This is a genomic window from Gordonia sp. (in: high G+C Gram-positive bacteria) (assembly GCF_047600385.1).
Lineage (GTDB): Bacteria > Actinomycetota > Actinomycetes > Mycobacteriales > Mycobacteriaceae > Gordonia.
The window spans coordinates 1660974-1680534 of record NZ_JASGKZ010000001.1; the positions used below are offsets into that span (position 1 = coordinate 1660974).

The window sequence follows — 19561 nt, forward strand, 5'->3', positions numbered from 1 at the left end:
GTCCACGGCGCTCATCCCCGACTCGTGGGCTGTGATTCAGCCCACGGAGATTCTTACCACCAATTAAGCATCTCTGCGTTCCAGATCGGCAAGCGGGGTGTCTCACACGGTGTGTTCGGGCAACCGATTCGTGACCGAAGCGGCCGCGGTCATCAGCATCGCCGCAGACAGCTGGACCGAGAGGTCGCGTTCGGGGGTCTGCGACGCGCGCACGGCGCCGGCGATGAACTCGGGACCTCGGCCCCGGGCATCCGGCACGACGGCGGGCTTGCGCCAGTTCGGTCCGAAGACGGGGAGACCGTCCACCTCGGCCCGCGCGGCCCACGCGGCATCGGCGGAGGCGGTCACCAGTCCGCCCGCGACGTCGCGGATCCGGTCGCCGTCGGGCGCGGTGTCGGGCAGATCGGTGGCGATCAGCGCGAGATAGCGGGCCAGGATCCCGGTGAAGAGGCCGCCGTCGCCGCCGCCGTGGCCGATCAGCACCCCGTCGTCGCTCGCCTGCCGCCGGGCGACGACGTCGAGCAGCGCGGACAGGTTCGCCAGATGTCGTTCTTCGCCGGTGAGCCGGTAGGTCTCCAGCCAGAGCCCGAGCGCCACGCCCTGGCAGTAGGTGAAGGTGTTGTTCTCCTCCCGGCGGGTCCCGTCCGGGTTCGGCCAGAACCCGTCGGCGACGAGGCCGCTCGGCAGGACCAGGTTCGACGCGATCCAGTCGGCCGTGGCCACCGCCCGCTCCACCCGGCCGCGCCGGGCGAGGACGATGCCGGCCGGACCGTTGGCGGGGACGTTGAAGAAGTGATCGGTGGTGCGCCAGGGGATGCCGCCGCCGAGCTCGGGCGTCCAGGCGTCGTACAGGACTCCGGTCAGCTTCTCCTGGGCGCGCCGCCGCCGGCCGCGGGACAGGTGTCGGCCCGCCCGTTCCAGGGACACCGCGAGCCAGGCCATGTCGTCGTAGTACTGGTTGGTCCACCGGCCGACGTTCCGGATCCGCAGCCCGCGCGCCACCCCGTTCGCCTCTCCGGCCGCGCGGGCGTCGCCGAAGCGCGCGGCATCGACCAGGACGTCGATCAGGTGGGCCTGCCACCAGTAGTGCCACGATGCGGTGAGCCGCTGCTTGGAGAACATCCGGCCGGGCGGCGGCCAGGTGATCACGCCGATCCGGGTGCCGGGCACCACGTGGCCGATCCGGCGGAGATGCCGGTCGCGCAGGGCGTCGACGGCGGCTTCGGCGCGCCGGATCGAGGCGGTGCCGGGGTCGGGGGAGCGGGGCGATTCGACTTCAGCGGTCATGACCGCTAGCCTAGAGCGCGGTTCATCGGATTCCGGTCCGATGCATCGAGTTCAACCAGAGACCGTCGGTCGTCGGGAGTGATCCCGATCGAAGGCCCGAGTCACACTCGGCGGCCCACGCAGGATGAACGAGGAGACTTCGCCGCGGCATGCCCGTGCGCCGACATCGCCCCGTGCTTCCTGCACGGGGCGTTCGTGTTTCTCCGGCCGGAAGATCGCACCGCTCGCAGCGGGCGACGGAAGCTGGGTCGTGACGCCCGCGAGGGCGTCAAGGATTAAGACACGAGAGGAGGCGAAGTATGGCAAACCAGGACAAGATCGACGCCGTCGCGACGATCACCGAGCAGTTCAAGGGCGCGACCGCGGCGGTCATCACCGAATACCGCGGCCTGTCCGTCCCGCAGATCTCCGAGCTGCGTCGTTCGCTCGGCGAAGGCGCGACCTACTCCGTCGCCAAGAACACCCTCGTCAAGCGCGCTGCTGCCGAAGCAGGCGTGGAGGGGCTCGACGAGCTCTTCGTTGGTCCGACCGCGATCGCCTTCATCGAAGGTGAGCCGGTCGTCGCCGCCAAGGCGATCAAGACCTTCGCGAAGGACAACAAGGCCCTGGTCATCAAGGGCGGCTACATGGACGGCCGTGCGCTGTCCATCGCCGAAGTTGAGGCCATCGCCGACCTGGAGACCCGTGAGGTGCTCCTGGCCAAGCTCGCCGGTGCCATGAAGGGCAACTTGGCTAAGGCCGCCGGGCTGTTCAACCAGCCCGCTTCGCAGGTCGCGCGTCTCGCCGCGGCCCTGCAGGAGAAGCAGGAGGGCGAGGAGGCCGCGTAGGCCTCTCGTCCACCACCCGCGGCCGGAGAACCGGTCGCATCACCGACCCGGCCGGCATCCCCCGAACCAATGGGATGCGGGCCTCCCCACACAGGGACTTATAGGAAGGACGCCATCATGGCGAAGCTCACCGCTGACGAGCTCATCGAGCAGTTCAAGGAACTGACCCTGCTGGAGCTCAGCGAGTTCGTGAAGAAGTTCGAAGAGGTCTTCGAGGTCACCGCCGCCGCTCCGGTCGCCGTCGCCGCCGCCGGTGCTCCGGCCGCCGCCGCCGAGGCCGCTGCCGAGCAGGACGAGTTCGACGTCGTGCTCGAGGGCGCGGGCGACAAGAAGATCCAGGTCATCAAGGTCGTCCGCGAGGTCGTCTCGGGCCTGGGCCTGAAGGAGGCCAAGGACCTCGTCGAGAGCGCTCCGAAGGCTCTCCTGGAGAAGGTCAGCAAGGAAGACGCCGAGGCCGCCAAGGCCAAGCTGGAGGGCGCCGGCGCCTCCGTCTCGCTCAAGTGAGACCTGCTCGCCTCGTGCGAGCACCTGCCTTCACGGCATGACGAAGACCCGCGGGGAACTCCCCGCGGGTCTTCGCGCATCCGCGGCTCCGCGCGCCCCTGCGTCGTGCATCCCGTTGTCGTGCACGGCCTTCGCCGATCCTCCGGGCGGGACGATGTGAGCGGGGTCTCGGTCGGGTTCGGGGGCGTCGTCGGTCTCACTTTGGGTAAGTCGACTTCTTTGGGTACTCTCAGAAAATCGGGAAGTTACCGCTAGGTAAGGTCCGGTCCTCGTCGCCCGCCGGATGCGCGGGTGCAGGGTGTCGTCGGATGCGGCCCTGGGTTACAGTGACCCCAGCCACAACGACGCATCGCGCGGAGCGTGGCTCCATGAACGGTCCGGACACAGCGCACCGGGCTTCTCGGTGTACACGACACGTCTGGAGGGACGCAGTGGGAGTAGAGGTCGCAGTCGAGGGCTTGACCAAGTCGTTCGGCTCACAGAACATCTGGCGTGATGTGACGTTCACGCTGCCTTCCGGCGAGGTGAACGCGCTTCTCGGTCCGTCGGGCACCGGTAAGTCGGTGTTCCTGAAGAACCTGATCGGTCTGCTGCACCCGGAGCAGGGCTCGGTCTACATCGACGGCACCGACATCACGAAGTGTTCGGCCAAGGAGCTGTACGAGATCCGGAAGCTGTTCGGCGTCCTGTTCCAGGACGGTGCGCTCTTCGGTTCGATGACCCTGTACGACAACATCGCCTTCCCGCTCCGCGAGCACACCAAGAAGAGCGAGAGCGAGATCCGCAAGATCGTCATGGACAAGGTCGAGCTCGTCGGCCTCGCCGGTGCCGACGGCAAGCTCCCCGGTGAGATCTCCGGCGGTATGCGCAAGCGTGCCGGCCTGGCCCGTGCGCTGGTGCTCGATCCGGAGATCATCCTCTGCGACGAGCCGGACTCCGGTCTGGATCCGGTGCGTACCGCGTACATCTCGCAGCTGCTGATCGACATCAACGCCGAGATCGACGCCACGATCCTCATCGTGACGCACAACATCAACATCGCCCGGACCATCCCGGACAACATCGGCATGCTGTTCCGCAAGGAACTGGTCATGTTCGGTCCGCGCGAGGTGCTGCTGACCTCGGAGCAGCCGGTGGTCAAGCAGTTCCTGGCCGGCGACCGCTTCGGTCCGATCGGCATGTCGGAGGAGAAGGACGAGGCCATCGCCGCGGCCGAGGCGGCCATGCAGGCGGCAGGCATCTCCGGCGGCGGCACCAAGGACGACTTCAGCGAGATCATCCCGCAGGTTCAGCCGAACCCGGGCATGCCGGTGCGCCAGGCCGCGGTCCGGCACCGGCAGAACGTCCTCAACATCATCAACGAGCTCCCGCCGAACGCGCAGGCCGCCATCCGCGCCTCGATCGAAGAGGAGGATCGTCGTGCGCGGGAGGCTCCGGACACCTACGCGACGCTCTTCGCGATGGCGAACCACCAGTTCGACTACCCGGGCGGCGGCGCGCCGGTCGGCGGCGCCGCTGTCGGAGGCGCGGGCGAGGTCACCGAGGTGATCGAGTCCCCGACCGAGAACATCGCGGTCGACGGAGCCACCCAGCAGGTCTCCACCATGACCGACGACACCGCCGAGATCACCAAGATCGTCGACGGTCAGGACGCCGACCGCGCCTGATCGCGGGCGCCTCACGGGGCGCGGACGAGGTCTGAGACACCGGCCCGGGGCACCGCCCCGGGCCGGTGTCGTCGTCTCGGTCGGGGTCGTACGCGGGTTCGGCTGTGATGCGCGACAGATCCCTGGGTCAAACCCCGGGTACGGCTTGACGGGAGCACGGCTCGCAGTACAGTCTGTTTTCAGACAGAGCGCGGTACCGCGGTCGGCCGGGTCGTCCCGGTCGCGTCGGACTCGCCGTTCGGGGCGCCGTCACGCACCGTCGACTTGACGGGGTTGACAGAGTCTGCCCAATTTCTGATACAGTAGGACGTTGCGCTGGCTGCACCCTGTCTACTGATCGGAAATCCTCTCGAACGCGTTCGTGTTCGCCTTGGAATAACCGCAGGTCCACACGGGTTCTCAGACCTCGCACGGCCCCAAGGCCACCGGCTATGGCCACACACTGAACACATCGCGAGAGAAGGACGCATCTTGGCACTCGACCGCCAGTCCACCTCAACCACCTCGACCGGCAGCATCCCCGGAGCTCCCCGTCGTGTCTCTTTTGCAAAGATCGACGAGCCGCTGGAAGTCCCCGGCCTGCTGGATCTGCAGCTGGACTCCTTCGAGTGGCTGATCGGCTCCCCCGAATGGCGCGCGAAGGCGATCGCCCGTGGTGAAGAGAACCCGGTGGGCGGTCTGGAAGACGTCCTCCGCGAGCTCTCGCCGATCGAGGACTTCGCGTCCTCGATGTCGCTGTCCTTCTCCGATCCGCACTTCGACGAGGTCAAGGCCTCCATCGAGGAGTGCAAGGACAAGGACATGACCTACTCGGCGCCGCTGTTCGTCACCGCCGAGTTCATCAACAACAACACCGGCGAGATCAAGTCGCAGACGGTCTTCATGGGCGAGTTCCCGATGATGACCGACAAGGGCTCGTTCGTCATCAACGGCACCGAGCGCGTCGTCGTCAGCCAGCTGGTCCGCAGCCCGGGCGTCTACTTCGACGAGAACATCGACAAGGCCACCGAGAAGACCCTGCACGCGGTCAAGGTGATCCCGAGCCGCGGTGCCTGGCTCGAGTTCGACATCGACAAGCGCGACACCGTCGGCGTCCGCATCGACCGCAAGCGCCGCCAGCCGGTCACCGTGCTGCTGCAGGCGCTCGGCGTCAGCCGCGAGGAGATCGCCGAGCGTTTCGGCTTCTCCGAGATCATGATGTCGACCCTGGAGAAGGACCACACCACCAACCAGGACGAGGCGCTCCTGGAGGTCTACCGCAAGCTGCGTCCGGGCGAGCCGCCGACCAAGGAGTCGGCCGAGAGCCTCCTGGAGAACATGTTCTTCAAGGAGAAGCGCTACGACCTCGCCCGCGTCGGCCGCTACAAGATCAACAAGAAGCTCGGCCTCACCGACGCCCCGATGTTCGGCGAGTCGGTGCTGACCCGCGAGGACATCGTCACCACCGTCGAGTACCTCGTGCGCCTGCACGACGCCGATCCGAACAGCGCCACCACGCCGATGATGACCGGCCCCGGCGGCGTCGAGGTGCCCGTCGAGGTCGACGACATCGACCACTTCGGCAACCGTCGCCTGCGCACCGTCGGCGAGCTGATCCAGAACCAGATCCGGCTGGGTCTCTCGCGTATGGAGCGCGTCGTCCGCGAGCGGATGACCACCCAGGACGCCGAGGCGATCACCCCGCAGACCCTGATCAACATCCGTCCCGTCGTGGCGGCGATCAAGGAGTTCTTCGGCACCAGCCAGCTGTCGCAGTTCATGGACCAGAACAACCCGCTGTCGGGCCTGACCCACAAGCGTCGCCTGTCGGCGCTGGGCCCGGGCGGTCTGTCGCGTGAGCGCGCCGGCCTCGAGGTCCGCGACGTCCACCCGTCGCACTACGGCCGCATGTGCCCGATCGAGACCCCGGAGGGCCCGAACATCGGCCTGATCGGTTCGCTGTCGGTGTACGCCCGGGTCAACCCGTTCGGCTTCATCGAGACCCCGTACCGCAAGGTGGTCGACGGTGTCGTGACCGATCGGATCGAGTACATGACCGCCGACGAGGAGGACCGCTACCTCATCGGCCAGGCCAACACCGCCTACGACGCCGACGGCAACATCACCGAGGACCGCGTCCTGGTGCGCGTCAAGGGCGCCGAGGTGGAGTTCGTGCCCGCCGGGTCCGTCCAGTACCTGGACGTCTCGCCGCGCCAGATGGTGTCGGTCGCGACCGCGATGATCCCGTTCCTCGAGCACGACGACGCGAACCGCGCCCTGATGGGCGCCAACATGCAGCGTCAGGCCGTGCCGCTGGTCCGTTCCGAGTCGCCGCTGGTCGGCACCGGCATGGAGCTGCGCGCCGCGGTCGACGCCGGCGACGTCATCGTCACCACCGAGACCGGTGTGGTCGAGGAGGTCTCGGCCGACTACATCACCGTGATGGCCGACGACGGCACCCGCCAGAGCTACCGCCTGCGCAAGTTCGAGCGTTCCAACCACGGCACCTGCGCCAACCAGGTCCCGATCGTCGACGAGGGACAGCGCGTCGAGGCCGGTCAGGTCCTGGCCGACGGCCCCTGCACCGACGAGGGCGAGATGGCGCTGGGCAAGAACCTGCTCGTGGCGATCATGCCGTGGGAGGGCCACAACTACGAGGACGCGATCATCCTGAGCCAGCGGCTCGTGGAGGAGGACACCCTCACCTCGATCCACATCGAGGAGTACGAGATCGACGCCCGCGACACCAAGCTGGGCGCCGAGGAGATCACCCGGGACATCCCGAACGTCTCCGACGAGGTCCTCGCCGATCTCGACGAGCGCGGCATCGTCCGCATCGGCGCCGAGGTCCGTGACGGCGACATCCTGGTCGGCAAGGTCACCCCGAAGGGCGAGACCGAGCTGACCCCGGAGGAGCGCCTGCTCCGCGCGATCTTCGGCGAGAAGGCGCGCGAGGTGCGCGACACCTCGCTCAAGGTGCCCCACGGCGAGACCGGCAAGGTGATCGGCGTCCGCGTGTTCTCGCGCGACGACGACGACGATCTGGCCCCGGGCGTCAACGAGCTGGTGCGCGTCTACGTCGCGCAGAAGCGCAAGATCCAGGACGGCGACAAGCTGGCCGGCCGGCACGGCAACAAGGGCGTCATCGGCAAGATCCTCCCGCAGGAGGACATGCCGTTCCTGCCCGACGGCACCCCGGTCGACATCATCCTGAACACCCACGGTGTCCCGCGTCGTATGAACATCGGCCAGATCCTGGAGACTCACCTCGGGTGGGTCGCCAAGGCCGGCTGGAACATCGACGTGGCCGCGGGCGTCCCGGACTGGGCGTCGCGCCTGCCGCAGGAGCTGTACTCGGTCGAGCCCGACACCAACACCGCCACCCCGGTGTTCGACGGCGCCCGCGACGAGGAGCTCGCCGGTCTGCTCGGCTCCACGCTGCCCAACCGCGACGGCGAGGTGATGGTCGACAGCGACGGCAAGGCCACCCTGTTCGACGGTCGCTCCGGAGAGCCGTTCCCGTACCCGGTCTCGGTCGGCTACATGTACATCATCAAGCTGCACCACCTGGTCGACGACAAGATCCACGCGCGTTCGACCGGTCCGTACTCGATGATCACCCAGCAGCCGCTCGGCGGTAAGGCCCAGTTCGGCGGCCAGCGCTTCGGTGAGATGGAGTGCTGGGCCATGCAGGCCTACGGTGCGGCGTACACGCTGCAGGAGCTGCTGACCATCAAGTCGGACGACGTCGTCGGCCGCGTGAAGGTCTACGAGGCCATCGTCAAGGGCGAGAACATCCCGGAGCCGGGTATCCCCGAGTCGTTCAAGGTCCTCCTCAAGGAGCTCCAGTCGCTCTGCCTGAACGTGGAGGTCCTGTCCAGCGACGGCGCCGCCATCGAGATGGCCGACTCCGACGACGAGGACCTGGAGCGGGCCGCGGCCAACCTGGGCATCAATCTGTCGCGCAACGAGAGCGCGACGATCGACGACCTCGCCAACTGACCGACCAGCCACCCGACGATTTCAGAGACACTGAAAGGCAACTAGTGCTCGACGTCAACTTTTTCGACGAACTGAAGATCGGCCTGGCGACGGCCGATGACATCCACAACTGGTCGTACGGCGAGGTCAAGAAGCCGGAGACCATCAACTACCGCACCCTGAAGCCGGAGAAGGACGGGCTCTTCTGCGAGAAGATCTTCGGACCGACCCGCGACTGGGAGTGCTACTGCGGCAAGTACAAGCGTGTGCGCTTCAAGGGCATCATCTGCGAGCGCTGCGGCGTCGAGGTGACCAAGGCCAAGGTGCGCCGTGAGCGCATGGGCCACATCGAGCTGGCCGCCCCGGTCACCCACATCTGGTACTTCAAGGGTGTGCCGAGCCGGCTGGGCTACCTGCTCGACCTCGCGCCGAAGGATCTCGAGAAGATCATCTACTTCGCCGCCTGGGTCATCACCTCGGTGGACGACGAGCTGCGCCAAGCGGAGCTCTCGACCCGCGAGGCGGAGATCACCGTCGAGCGCAAGGCCGTCATGGACGACCTGGAGGCCGCGCTCGCCGAGCGTCAGGCCAAGCTCGAGTCCGACCTGACCGAGCTGGAGGCCGAGGGCGCCAAGGCCGACGCCAAGCGCAAGGTCCGCGATGCCGCCGAGCGTGAGCTCAAGCGGATGCGCGATCACGCCAACCGCGAGGTCGAGGCGCTCGACGAGATCTGGGACAAGTTCACCAAGCTGACCCCGGGTGAGCTGATCGTCGACGAGAAGCTGTACCGCGAGCTGGAGGACCGGTTCGGCGAGTACTTCACCGGTGCCATGGGCGCCGAGGCCATCAAGCGTCTGCTCGAGGACTTCGACATCGACGCCGAGGCCGAGATCCTGCGCGAGACCATCCGCTCGGGCAAGGGCCAGAAGAAGCTGCGCGCGCTGAAGCGACTCAAGGTGGTCGCGGCGTTCCAGCAGTCGGGCAACAACCCGCGCGCCATGGTGCTCGACGCCGTGCCGGTGATCCCGCCGGAGCTGCGTCCGATGGTTCAGCTCGACGGCGGCCGCTTCGCCACGTCGGACCTGAACGATCTGTACCGCCGCGTCATCAACCGCAACAACCGTCTCAAGCGACTGATCGATCTGGGTGCGCCCGAGATCATCGTCAACAACGAGAAGCGGATGCTGCAGGAGTCGGTGGACGCCCTGTTCGACAACGGCCGTCGCGGTCGTCCGGTCAACGGTCCGGGCAACCGGCCGCTGAAGTCGCTGAGCGATCTGCTCAAGGGCAAGCAGGGTCGCTTCCGTCAGAACCTGCTGGGCAAGCGCGTCGACTACTCGGGTCGTTCGGTGATCGTCGTCGGTCCGCAGCTGCACCTGCACCAGTGCGGTCTGCCGAAGCTGATGGCCCTGGAGCTGTTCAAGCCGTTCGTGATGAAGCGCCTGGTCGACCTGAACCTGGCGCAGAACATCAAGTCGGCCAAGCGCATGGTGGAGCGTCAGCGTCCGCAGGTGTGGGACGTCCTCGAAGAGGTCATCGCCGAGCACCCGGTGCTGCTGAACCGTGCGCCGACGCTGCACCGTCTGGGCATCCAGGCCTTCGAGCCGCAGCTGGTGGAGGGCAAGGCCATCCAGCTGCACCCGCTGGTGTGTGAGGCCTTCAACGCCGACTTCGACGGCGACCAGATGGCCGTGCACCTCCCGCTGAGCGCGGAGGCGCAGGCCGAGGCCCGCATCCTGATGCTGTCCTCGAACAACATCCTGTCGCCGGCGTCGGGCCGTCCGCTCGCCATGCCGCGTCTGGACATGGTGACCGGTCTGTACTACCTGACCACCGAGAAGCCGGAGGAGCGCGGCGCGTACACCCCGGCGTCGGACGACGACGTCGAGCGCGGCGTCTACTCCAGCCCGGCCGAGGCCATCATGGCCGTCGACCGCGGTGTGCTCAGCGTGCAGGCGCCGATCAAGGTGCGGCTGACCGATCTGCGTCCGCCCGCCGACATCGAGGCCGCCGAGTTCGACGGGCAGTGGCGCAAGGGCCAGGAGTGGGAGCTCGCGACCACCCTCGGCCGCGTGCTGTTCAACGAGCTGCTCCCGCCGGACTACCCGTTCGTCAACGAGCAGATGCCGAAGAAGCGTCAGGCCGTGATCATCAACGATCTCGCCGAGCGCTACCCGATGATCGTCGTCGCCCAGACCGTCGACAAGCTCAAGGACGTGGGCTTCCACTGGGCGACCCGCTCGGGCGTCACCGTGGCCATGTCCGACGTGCTCGTGCCGCCGGCCAAGGCGGAGATCCTCGACCGTTACGAGGCGCGCGCCGACCAGCTGGAGAAGAAGTACCAGCGCGGCGGTCTGACCAAGGACGAGCGTCGCGACTCCCTGGTGGAACTGTGGCAGGCCGCGACCGAAGAGGTCGGTAAGGCGCTGGAGGACTTCTACCCCGCGGACAACCCGATCACGATGATCCCGAAGTCGGGTGCGACGGGCAACATGACCCAGGTCCGCAACCTGTCGGGCATGAAGGGTCTGGTGACCAACCCGAAGGGCGAGTTCATCCCGCGCCCGATCAAGTCCTCGTTCCGCGAGGGCCTGACCGTCGCCGAGTACTTCATCAACACGCACGGCGCGCGTAAGGGTCTGGCCGACACGGCGCTCCGCACCGCCGACTCGGGCTACCTGACCCGACGTCTGGTGGACGTGTCGCAGGACGTCATCGTCCGCGAGACCGACTGCGGCAACGAGCGCGGCATCGTCGTGCCGATCGCCTCGTGGCAGGGCGACACCCTGGTCCGCGACCAGCACGTGGAGACCTCCGCGTACGCCCGGACCCTGGCCGCCGACGCGGTCGACGCCGCCGGGAACGTCGTCGTCGAGCGCGGTCACGACCTGGGCGACCCGGCGATCGAGAAGCTGCTCGCCGCCGGCATCACCGAGGTCAAGGTCCGTTCGGTCCTCACCTGCGGCACCGGCACCGGCGTCTGCGCCATGTGCTACGGCCGTTCGATGGCCACCGGCAAGCTCGTCGACATCGGCGAGGCCGTCGGCATCATCGCGGCCCAGTCGATCGGTGAGCCCGGTACCCAGCTGACCATGCGTACCTTCCACCAGGGTGGCGTCGGCGACGACATCACCGGTGGTCTGCCTCGTGTCACCGAGCTCTTCGAAGCTCGTGTGCCCAAGGGCAAGGCGCCGATCGCCGAGGTCTCCGGCCGCATCCGGCTGGAGGAGGGCGAGCGCTTCTACAAGATCACGATCATCCCCGATGACGGATCCGAGGAGCAGGTCTACGACAAGCTCTCGAAGCGTCAGCGTCTCTACGAGGTGCCGCAGGAGGACGGTTCCACCAAGAAGCTGGCCGACGGCGACCACGTCGAGGTGGGCCAGCCGCTCATGGAGGGTCCGGCCGACCCGCACGAGGTGCTCCGCGTGATGGGCCCGCGTCAGGTGCAGATCCACCTGGTCAACGAGGTCCAGGAGGTCTACCGCAGCCAGGGCGTGTCGATCCACGACAAGCACATCGAGACCATCGTGCGTCAAATGCTGCGTCGCGTGACGATCATCGACTCCGGTGCCACCGAGTTCCTGCCCGGTTCGCTCACCGAGCGCGCCGAGTTCGAGGCGGCCAACCGTTCGGTCGTCGCCGAGGGCGGCGAGCCGGCGTCGGGTCGTCCGGTGCTCATGGGCATCACGAAGGCCTCGCTGGCCACCGACTCGTGGCTGTCGGCGGCGTCGTTCCAGGAGACCACGCGTGTCCTGACCGATGCGGCCATCAACAGCCGCAGCGACAAGCTGGTGGGCCTCAAGGAGAACGTGATCATCGGTAAGCTGATCCCGGCCGGTACCGGTATCAACCGCTACCGGAACATCCAGGTGGAGCCGACCGAGGAGGCCCGCGCGGCCGCCTACGCGCTCCCGTCGTACGACGACACCTACTTCAGCCCGGACGGCACCTTCGGTGCTCCGTCCGGTGCCGCGGTGCCGCTGGACGACTACGACTACGGCAACGACTTCCGCTAGGAGTCCGAGCCGAGGCCCCCGATCCGCTTCCCGCGGGTCGGGGGCCTCCGTCGTCTCCGCCGTCCGAGGGATCCCTGAGCCGACCGCGAGCGCAGCGAGTCGTCGCGTCGAAGGGCCTCGCGCGCGGTGACGTCGTACATCGAGATCTGCACGACTCTGTCGCGGTTCTCGTCGAGACCGGGGACCGGTGTCGTGGTTCTCGCCGGATGTCGGCAAGAACCGCGACACGGAGTCCAGGTCTCCGGGGAACTCGATCGGGGAACGCGGCAGGGTGCTTCTCCGCGCGGGTACACCGTTGTTCGTGTGCGGGTCGGGGAGCGACGGGGTCGGTGGGGTCGTCTGGTTCACGGCTCTTCCGCGGTGGGGATTCCGCCGACCACCGGGAGCCGCTCATCTAGGGTGGGCGGGAAGCGGACGAACGGAGAAGACGATGGGCACGCACGGAGAACCGGTGCGGATCGACGAATCGACGACGGTGATCCCGGTGGAGCGGCGGACGCTGCGGGGTCGGACCGTGACCATCGGTTTTCTCACCGTGCACGACGGCGAGACCACCTGGACACCCGCCGTCGACGGGAACCTGATCGCGATCCTCGGCGTGAGCACGGGGTTGATCGCGGCGACGCTGAGCACCCTGGCGATCCTGCGCCGTCCGCCGTGGCCGTCGGACTACACGGTGGCGCTCGACGAGAGACGCTGATCCGCCGGCAGCGCAGGAGGCGGGCTCAGCCGGTGGCGAGCTTCTGCGCCCGCTGAAAGCTCACCCCGAGCAATCGTCCGATGTCCCGATACGGCAGACCTCGTGCGGGGAGGGTGCGCGGCCTCGGCCATCGCCTCGGAGGCGGCCTGCTGAGCGTCTTTCGCTCGCGCGCATGCGCGGCCACGGAACTCTCGTCGTCGACGAGGACCGTCACCTCGGCGTCGGCAGGGGAGGGGCGAGTTCGGGAAAGAGCGTCAGGGCGTCGCGAACCATGGCGGGGATCTGTGCCGCGAGCCGGTCTGGGATCTTGCGGTGTCGAGGAACCGTGGTGTGATCCGGACGGACCCACACGCGGGTGTGCCTGGCGCCCTCCACGATTCTCCGCGGCAGGTCGTCGTCCGCTGCATGCTTCGTGATCGTCCGCGACAGTGTCTGACGTTTGGTCGCGAATAGAAGACTGGGCAAGTCAACTGTCTGCGACAATGACTCCGGCGGTGACCCCGGAGGTCGAGTCGTGCTGGAACGCGGTCTTCTTCCCTGCTTCACCAGACGCACCGGCAGCGGGTTCGGTTCCGTGTCGATGAGCGGAGCGCCGTCGTCCTTCGATGCATTCGTGCCCGCCTCCGGAATCCGGAGGCGGGCGCGAATCGTTCTGGCCGGCGAGGGTCAGCGCGTGCGGAGGGCGCGGGCGATCATCGGCCAGGAGGCCCGCATGTCCGCGGAGAACAGGCCCCAGCTGTGGCTGCCCTGGGGGCGGTGGTTGAACCGGTGCGGGATGTCCAACGCGGTGAGGCGGTTCGACATGTTGATGGTGCAGTTCAGGGCCACGGCTTCGACGACGTTGCCGCCGAACATGCCGCCGAGCGCGGTGAGCGGACCGCCGTCGATCGCGCCGGGCACACCGGACGCCGCGGAGAGGAAGATCGTCTTGCCGCGCAGTCGAGGGGCGTTCACCACGGGATCGTTCCGGATCCACTCGGGGTCGTTGTACACGCCCCACATGTTGAACGGGTTGCCGCCGCCGCGCAGCGGGACGACGGTCGACGCCGTTCGGCCGAGCGGATCGGTGGTGCCGGGGCAGCCGCTGTAGGCGGCGACGGCGCGGAAGCGGCTCGGGGCCTGGATCGCGAGGTCGAGCGCGGGGCCGGCGGACATGGAGACGCCGGAGATCGCGTTGGCGCCGCTGGTGCGGAAGAAGCGGTCGATCGAGGTGGGCAGTTCGCGCGTGTAGAAGGTCTGCCACTGGTTGCGGCCGAGCAGCGGGTCGTCGTTCCGCCAGTTCGCCATCATCGAGAACTTGCCGCCGATCGGCAGCACCACGTTGACGCGCTTACCGGCGAAGAAGCTGCGGACCCCGCCGTGGTGGTACCAGGAGATCCCGTCCTCGGCGCCGCCCGCGCCGGGCAGCATGTAGAAGCTGGGGAGACCGGCCGGACGGCCGGCGGGGTGCAACACGTGGTTGTGGACCACGCGCCGCATCGCGGCGGAGTAGACGGAGACCATCGTGACGCGCGGCGAGATCGCCCGCACGCCCACCACGCGGGCCTCGGCATCGCCGCCGGGGACGACGACCAGGCCGATCACCGCGAGGAGGCCGGCGAGCAGCAGGGAGGCGAGGCGGAGACGCGCCGGAGGATTCATCACTGTACCGACACTAGGGGACCGACTGTGGCGTATGTCAACTCGTGATCCCGACCGGTATGTGCGTGTTCGCGAGGTTCGCGGACCCCGGTGCGGGGAATCGACGAGGGATCCCGCGGTGGACCCCGCCGGTCGGCGTCGTTCAATACCATTTCGGATGGAATTTTGACTCGATACCCCCAGAATTGGGACTTTCGAACGAATTATCACTTGTGCTGTAACCGCGTGATGTTCTGTAGTCGACGTCATAGAAGAAGGCATCGCATGATGACCTCACACGACGGGGAAGGTTCCGATGGGTTCTGAGTACACCAACCGGGCGGCACGACGGGCGGCGGCCGCACAGCGACGACGATCGGGAAGGGTGACGCGGGCCGTCGTGGCAGTCGGGGCCACCGCCACGATCGGACTCGGCTCTCTCGGCGGGATGGCGCAGGCGAATGCGGCGGGGCCACTCGATTCGCTCGGCGACCTCGGTGGGATCACCGGGCTGCTCGATAACGAGATCGCGAAGAAGTTCATCGAGGTCTGCAACACCCCGGACGGCTCGACCGAGATCCCGGAGGGCGCCGAGGTGACCGCGGTCGCAGACTGCAGTCGAGTCGACCGGAGGCACCGGTATCGCCGTGGTGCTGCCCGATCGCATCGAGGTCGGCCCGGTCGCCGAGGACCAGATCATCGATGTGCCGCTGTACGGGAATCGCAACCTCATCGAGTTGGTCTCCGGTCTGGCCATCGATCCCCTGTTGAACGCGGTCAATCCGGTCACGATCGGGCGATACAAGACTTACAAGCAGGTTCGGGACGATGCGCGTCTTCCTGTTGTGCTCGCGACGAAGGACGTCTGCGTCCGGACGGACGGCTCGGAGAAGAATCCGGTGCTCGGGGGATGTCTGCTGGCAGGCGGCGGAACGCTGGTGAAGAAGGGGCAGGACAAGAACCTGCCGCGGCGGACCGACGCACTCAAGGTCGCCGGATACCTGACCGGGCATTCCTACGATCCCAAGGTGCCGCAGGATCTCACCGGCCCGTCCGATCCGAAGGGCACGGCGACGGTGGCCGGGGACGGTGCGCTGAAACTGGCGATGGCCATGCGGGGCGGCAATGCGACGGCCACGGCCAGCGATCTGTTCGGGTTGCCGGGCATCGCACTGGCGGCAGCGGACAAGGGGCGCAACTCGAACGCGAACGCGCAGTTGGGCATGGCGACAGCGCTCAACGCCGACACCGATGAGATCGCGATCACCTGGTTCGGCCAGAAGCTGGATCTGACCAAGCTGAAGAACAACACCATCGTCAAGAATCTGTCCGACGATCAGCGTGCGCAGATCGACCAGCTGGGTGAGATGGCGGATCTGCAGATCCCGGCGCTCAAGGAGGTCAGCTGCTACGGCCTCAACACCTCGGCGACGGCCGAGGGCCTGGGCACCTGCAGCAACTTCCTCGGCACGTTCGACTACTACCGCGACCTCCGTGCCCCGAAGGCGGGGGAGAGCCGGCAGACCCAGTACGGACTCACCGACGTCACGTCGCTGGTCTTCGGCAACGACGCGCTCCTCAAGCAGTTCGGCATGCTCGGCGGTTCGCAGAGCACCGCGTTCCTCGACAGCCTCCTGCCCGCCCTCACCTCGGAGGACCAGCGCCTGAAGTTCGCCAAGGACTTCGTGCGTTACACCAAGAACGTCGAGACCCTGCACGTCATGGAGCCGGTGCTCGACGACGAGGGCAAGTCGGTTCTGGGCGACGACGGTAAGCCGAAGATGAAGATCAAGATGGTGGAAGTGGTGGACAGCGAGGGCAACACCGTCCTGGAACCGGCCACCGAGACGGTCACCGCGGCCTGGCTGACCAGTGATTACGGTCTGCGTGAGCCGCTGACCATCGAGTGGCTGGGGCACAAGATCGTGCTCTTCCCGAGCGTCGAGGTCAACGGCAGCAAGCGCCCGAACCTGATCGGCATGCCGGAGATCACCCGGATCGTCGACGGCTCGAATCGGGGACTGCTGCCCAAGGTGAGCCTGGTGCAGTGGGACGCCCCGTTCGGCCTGGGCACCCTGGACCTCGCGAAGCCGTACGACCTGCCGGCCACGATGGCGGAGTGGCGCAAGACCTTCACCCTCGACGACGACGTCAAGGAGATCGGCAAGGTGCTCGAACCGGTCGTCAAGGACTCGGCGAAGAAGGCCATCGACGGTGTCGCGGACGCGATCAAGAGTGCGCCGGAGAAGGTCAAGGACGGTCTCTCCGGGACGGGCGGGGCGTCGACCGCACCGGAGCCGGCGGCCCCGATCCAGCCGGAGTCCCCGGTCGAGGATGCGCCGGTGGTGCCGCAGGATTCGGACAGTACGCAGGGTTCGGGCGGCGCGTCGGGTTCGGATGGCGCGTCGGGTTCGGGCGGCGGGTCGAGTTCGGACAGCACGCAGGGTTCGGGCGGCGCGTCGGGTTCGGATGGCGCGTCGGGTTCGGGCGGCGCGTCGGGTTCGGGCGGCGCGTCGGGTTCGGATGGCGCGTCGGGTTCGGGCGGCGGGTCGGGTTCGGACAGCACGCCGGGATCGGGCGACGTTCAGGGCTCAGGAGCCGACGCCGCCGAGTGATCTTCTCGTCCGGTACATCGGAGGGCGGGGTGAGCGCGGGAGCGGTCGCCCCGCCCTCCGGCGTCTCCGGGAACGATCAGCGGGGGATCCGCAAGGCCCGCAGCCGGGCGTCGGGGTCGACGTCGAGGCCGACCCGATCCCACGGGACACCGATCGAGAGGACCGCGTAGGTCGAGGTGGGGAATCCGTCGATGTCCGCGTCGTCGTCGAGCATCAGCGCGGTGCCGGGCAGCCCGGGGAAGTGTCCGACGACGAGCAGCGTCCGGGCGTCCTCGGGCGTGTGGGTGCGGATCGCTTCGAGGATGTCCTCGGGCGTGTTCTCGTAGACGTCCTCGGTGTAGACGGTGGGCGCGTCGATCTCGGTGCGTTCCAGCGTCTGCCGGGTGCGTTCGGCCGTCGAACAGATCACGGCATCGATCTCGAGTCCGTCGTTCGCCATCCATTCGCCGGCCAGTGCGGCCTGCAGCCGGCCGCGGTCGTTGAGCGGGCGGTCGTGGTCCCAGACGCCCGCGGGATAGCCGGACTTGCCGTGCCGCATGAGCACGAGGGTCCGCGGGGCGCTCATGCGCGCAGCGCCGTCGGCTCGGGGGCGGATGTCATGAGGGCTGCACGCCGATTCCGGTACTCCATGCCCTCACGGTAGCGCCGGACGTCGGTCGAGTGCGGGAAGAGCCCGTGACGACGGGGATCAGGCCTCGTCTTCGACGGTGAAGCGCCGACACCCGCGTGCGCCCGAGGTCACCTGCGGCCCGCGGCCCGCGCGTGCAGGCCGCGGATCTCGTCGAGGAGTTCGGGCGCGGGACCCGCGACGACGAGGCCGGGCGCCACCGCGTTGATCGGCAGCGGTGCGACGGGGTCGTCGGGGAGATCCCACTCGCGGTGCCACTGCAGCAGGTGGATGGAGCTCGCGGCGTACACGATCCGGCCGAGGCCGCTCCAGGCGTGCGCGGCCGCGCACATCGGGCAGTGCTCACCGGAGGTGTAGACGACGGCGGCGCGGCGCTGCCGCTCGTCCAGGTGGTCGGCGGCCCAGCGGGCGATCGCGTATTCGGGGTGTCGGGTGCGGTCGCCGTCGGAGGTGTGCGCGAAGTCTTCGAAGAGCACGGCGTCGTCGAGCATCAGCAGTGCACCGAGGGGTTCCTCGCCGACCTCGGCCGCATGCCGCGCGAGTGTGACGCACCTTCGCAGAATGCGGGAGGTCCTCGGGCGTCGGCGCACGGACGATCACCGTTGTGACGTTAGTGTGATCGGGGTCGGCCGGCAGGCGGTTCATCGTATACGTCTCGTCGAGGCGTCCGGGAGATCGAACACTTCTTTCCCGGAGGTCGGCAGACGTTCTTCCGGAGCGGCCGATAACCTATGAGCCGATGCACACCTGGATTCCCGCCGTCCTCGCCGTGGTCGCCGCGCTGTTGATCGCGGCGGGCACCGTGCTGCGTCAGAAGGCGTCGGCGGCCAACGGGGCCATCACGACCGGCTGGTGGGTCGGCGCGGTGATCGCCGTGGTCGGGTTCGGATTCCAGGCCGGGGCGCTCGGACTCGGCTCGATCCTGCTGGTGCAGCCGTTGATCGTGCTGGCGGTCCTGTTCGCGTTGCCGCTCGAGGCGTGGGTCGACCACCGGATGCCGTCGAAGACGGACTGGTTGTGGGGCGGCATGCTGGTCGGCGCCGTGGTCCTGTTCCTGTTCCTCGCTCAGCCGGTGCCGAGCGAGCGGCGGCCGTCACACGTGGTGCTGGCGGCCACCGTGACGGTCCTGATCGTCCTGCTGGTCGGTCTCGTCGTGATCGCCGAGAAGTGCCGATCGCCGCACAACACCTCGCTCTGGTACGGCATCGCGGCCGGTGCGCTGTTCGGCATCTGCGCGCTGCTGGTCAAGTCGGTCTCGCTGTACCTGATCGAGGATCCGTGGCACATCATGGAGCACGCCGACGTCTACCTGCTGGCGATCACCGGTGTGCTGGCGGTGGTCGCGCAGCAGAAGTCGTTCGGCGCCGGGGAACTCCAGACGTCGTTTCCGGCGATGAACGTGATGGAACCCGCCGTCGCGATGGCCCTCGGCGTGATCCTCCTCGGGGAGAACCTTCGTGTGGGCGTCGGCCGCTCGATCCTGCTGGTGCTGATCCTGCTGGTGGCCGCCGTCGCGGTGGTGAAGCTGGCTCAGCACTCGGCGGTCCGGTCGGGGATCCTGCCCGATCCGACGGAGAGGAAGGACCCCGAGCCGACGGCCGCCGGGTGATCGTTCGCCGGCCCTTCGACTCGGCTCGTCGCTGCGCTCCTCCCCGGCTCAGGGGTCGGTGGCGAGGGGTGACGCGTTCGCTCGGAGAAGGGATTCGAGGGGCGGTGGTGACGCGGGCCGCGGAT

At 67.9% G+C, this 19561-nt stretch carries 12 protein-coding genes; 8 read left to right on the forward strand and 4 right to left on the reverse strand.

The annotated features are described in order from the left end of the window. Nucleotides 1-102: 102 nt before the first annotated feature. On the reverse strand, nucleotides 103-1287 hold the full coding sequence (locus QM809_RS07405; RefSeq protein ID WP_415045157.1) for a glycoside hydrolase family 76 protein: 1185 nt from the start codon (nucleotides 1285-1287) through the stop codon (nucleotides 103-105). Nucleotides 1288-1586: 299 nt separating this feature from the next. Here QM809_RS07405 and rplJ point away from each other — a divergent pair, with 299 nt between their 5' ends. From rplJ to QM809_RS07435, 6 genes are all read left to right on the forward strand, one after another. Continuing rightward, nucleotides 1587-2114 (forward strand): 50S ribosomal protein L10, encoded by a 528-nt coding sequence (rplJ, locus tag QM809_RS07410; RefSeq protein WP_415045158.1) that lies wholly within the window; start codon nucleotides 1587-1589, stop codon nucleotides 2112-2114. Nucleotides 2115-2231: 117 nt separating this feature from the next. After that, entirely contained in the window at nucleotides 2232-2618 is a 387-nt protein-coding gene (gene rplL / locus QM809_RS07415; protein WP_415045159.1) for a 50S ribosomal protein L7/L12, read from the forward strand. Nucleotides 2619-3049: 431 nt separating this feature from the next. Next, complete coding sequence (locus tag QM809_RS07420) at nucleotides 3050-4285, forward strand: ABC transporter ATP-binding protein (RefSeq protein WP_415045160.1); 1236 nt, start codon at nucleotides 3050-3052, stop codon at nucleotides 4283-4285. 471 nt (nucleotides 4286-4756) lie between these two features. Next, entirely contained in the window at nucleotides 4757-8266 is a 3510-nt protein-coding gene (gene rpoB / locus QM809_RS07425) for a DNA-directed RNA polymerase subunit beta (RefSeq protein ID WP_415045161.1), read from the forward strand. Between the two features lie 44 nt (nucleotides 8267-8310). Then, nucleotides 8311-12264: a DNA-directed RNA polymerase subunit beta' gene (locus tag QM809_RS07430; protein ID WP_415045162.1), complete on the forward strand. Its 3954-nt coding sequence runs from the start codon at nucleotides 8311-8313 to the stop codon at nucleotides 12262-12264. A 430-nt stretch (nucleotides 12265-12694) separates the two neighbouring features. Continuing rightward, the gene (locus QM809_RS07435; RefSeq protein WP_415045163.1) at nucleotides 12695-12964 is read left to right on the forward strand and encodes a hypothetical protein; all 270 of its coding nucleotides are present in this window, start codon (nucleotides 12695-12697) and stop codon (nucleotides 12962-12964) included. A gap of 666 nt (nucleotides 12965-13630) precedes the next feature. Here QM809_RS07435 and QM809_RS07440 read toward each other — a convergent pair. Then, nucleotides 13631-14605 carry an alpha/beta hydrolase gene (locus QM809_RS07440; RefSeq protein WP_415047032.1) on the reverse strand — a complete coding sequence of 325 codons (975 nt, stop codon included), beginning with the start codon at nucleotides 14603-14605 and terminating at the stop codon, nucleotides 13631-13633. A 626-nt stretch (nucleotides 14606-15231) separates the two neighbouring features. On the opposite strand from QM809_RS07440, the gene QM809_RS07445 reads away from it, so the two are divergent. Then, nucleotides 15232-17199: a hypothetical protein gene (locus tag QM809_RS07445; protein ID WP_415045164.1), complete on the forward strand. Its 1968-nt coding sequence runs from the start codon at nucleotides 15232-15234 to the stop codon at nucleotides 17197-17199. A gap of 76 nt (nucleotides 17200-17275) precedes the next feature. Here the strand turns inward: QM809_RS07445 and QM809_RS07450 are convergent, their stop codons facing one another. Together QM809_RS07450 and QM809_RS07455 are read right to left on the reverse strand one after the other, a co-directional pair. Next, the gene (locus QM809_RS07450; protein WP_415045165.1) at nucleotides 17276-17764 is read right to left on the reverse strand and encodes a SixA phosphatase family protein; all 489 of its coding nucleotides are present in this window, start codon (nucleotides 17762-17764) and stop codon (nucleotides 17276-17278) included. A 173-nt stretch (nucleotides 17765-17937) separates the two neighbouring features. Further along, nucleotides 17938-18417 carry a nucleoside deaminase gene (locus QM809_RS07455; protein ID WP_415045166.1) on the reverse strand — a complete coding sequence of 160 codons (480 nt, stop codon included), beginning with the start codon at nucleotides 18415-18417 and terminating at the stop codon, nucleotides 17938-17940. A gap of 149 nt (nucleotides 18418-18566) precedes the next feature. Here QM809_RS07455 and QM809_RS07460 point away from each other — a divergent pair, with 149 nt between their 5' ends. Then, entirely contained in the window at nucleotides 18567-19436 is an 870-nt protein-coding gene (locus QM809_RS07460; protein WP_415045167.1) for a DMT family transporter, read from the forward strand. The last annotated feature ends 125 nt before the right edge of the window (nucleotides 19437-19561 follow it).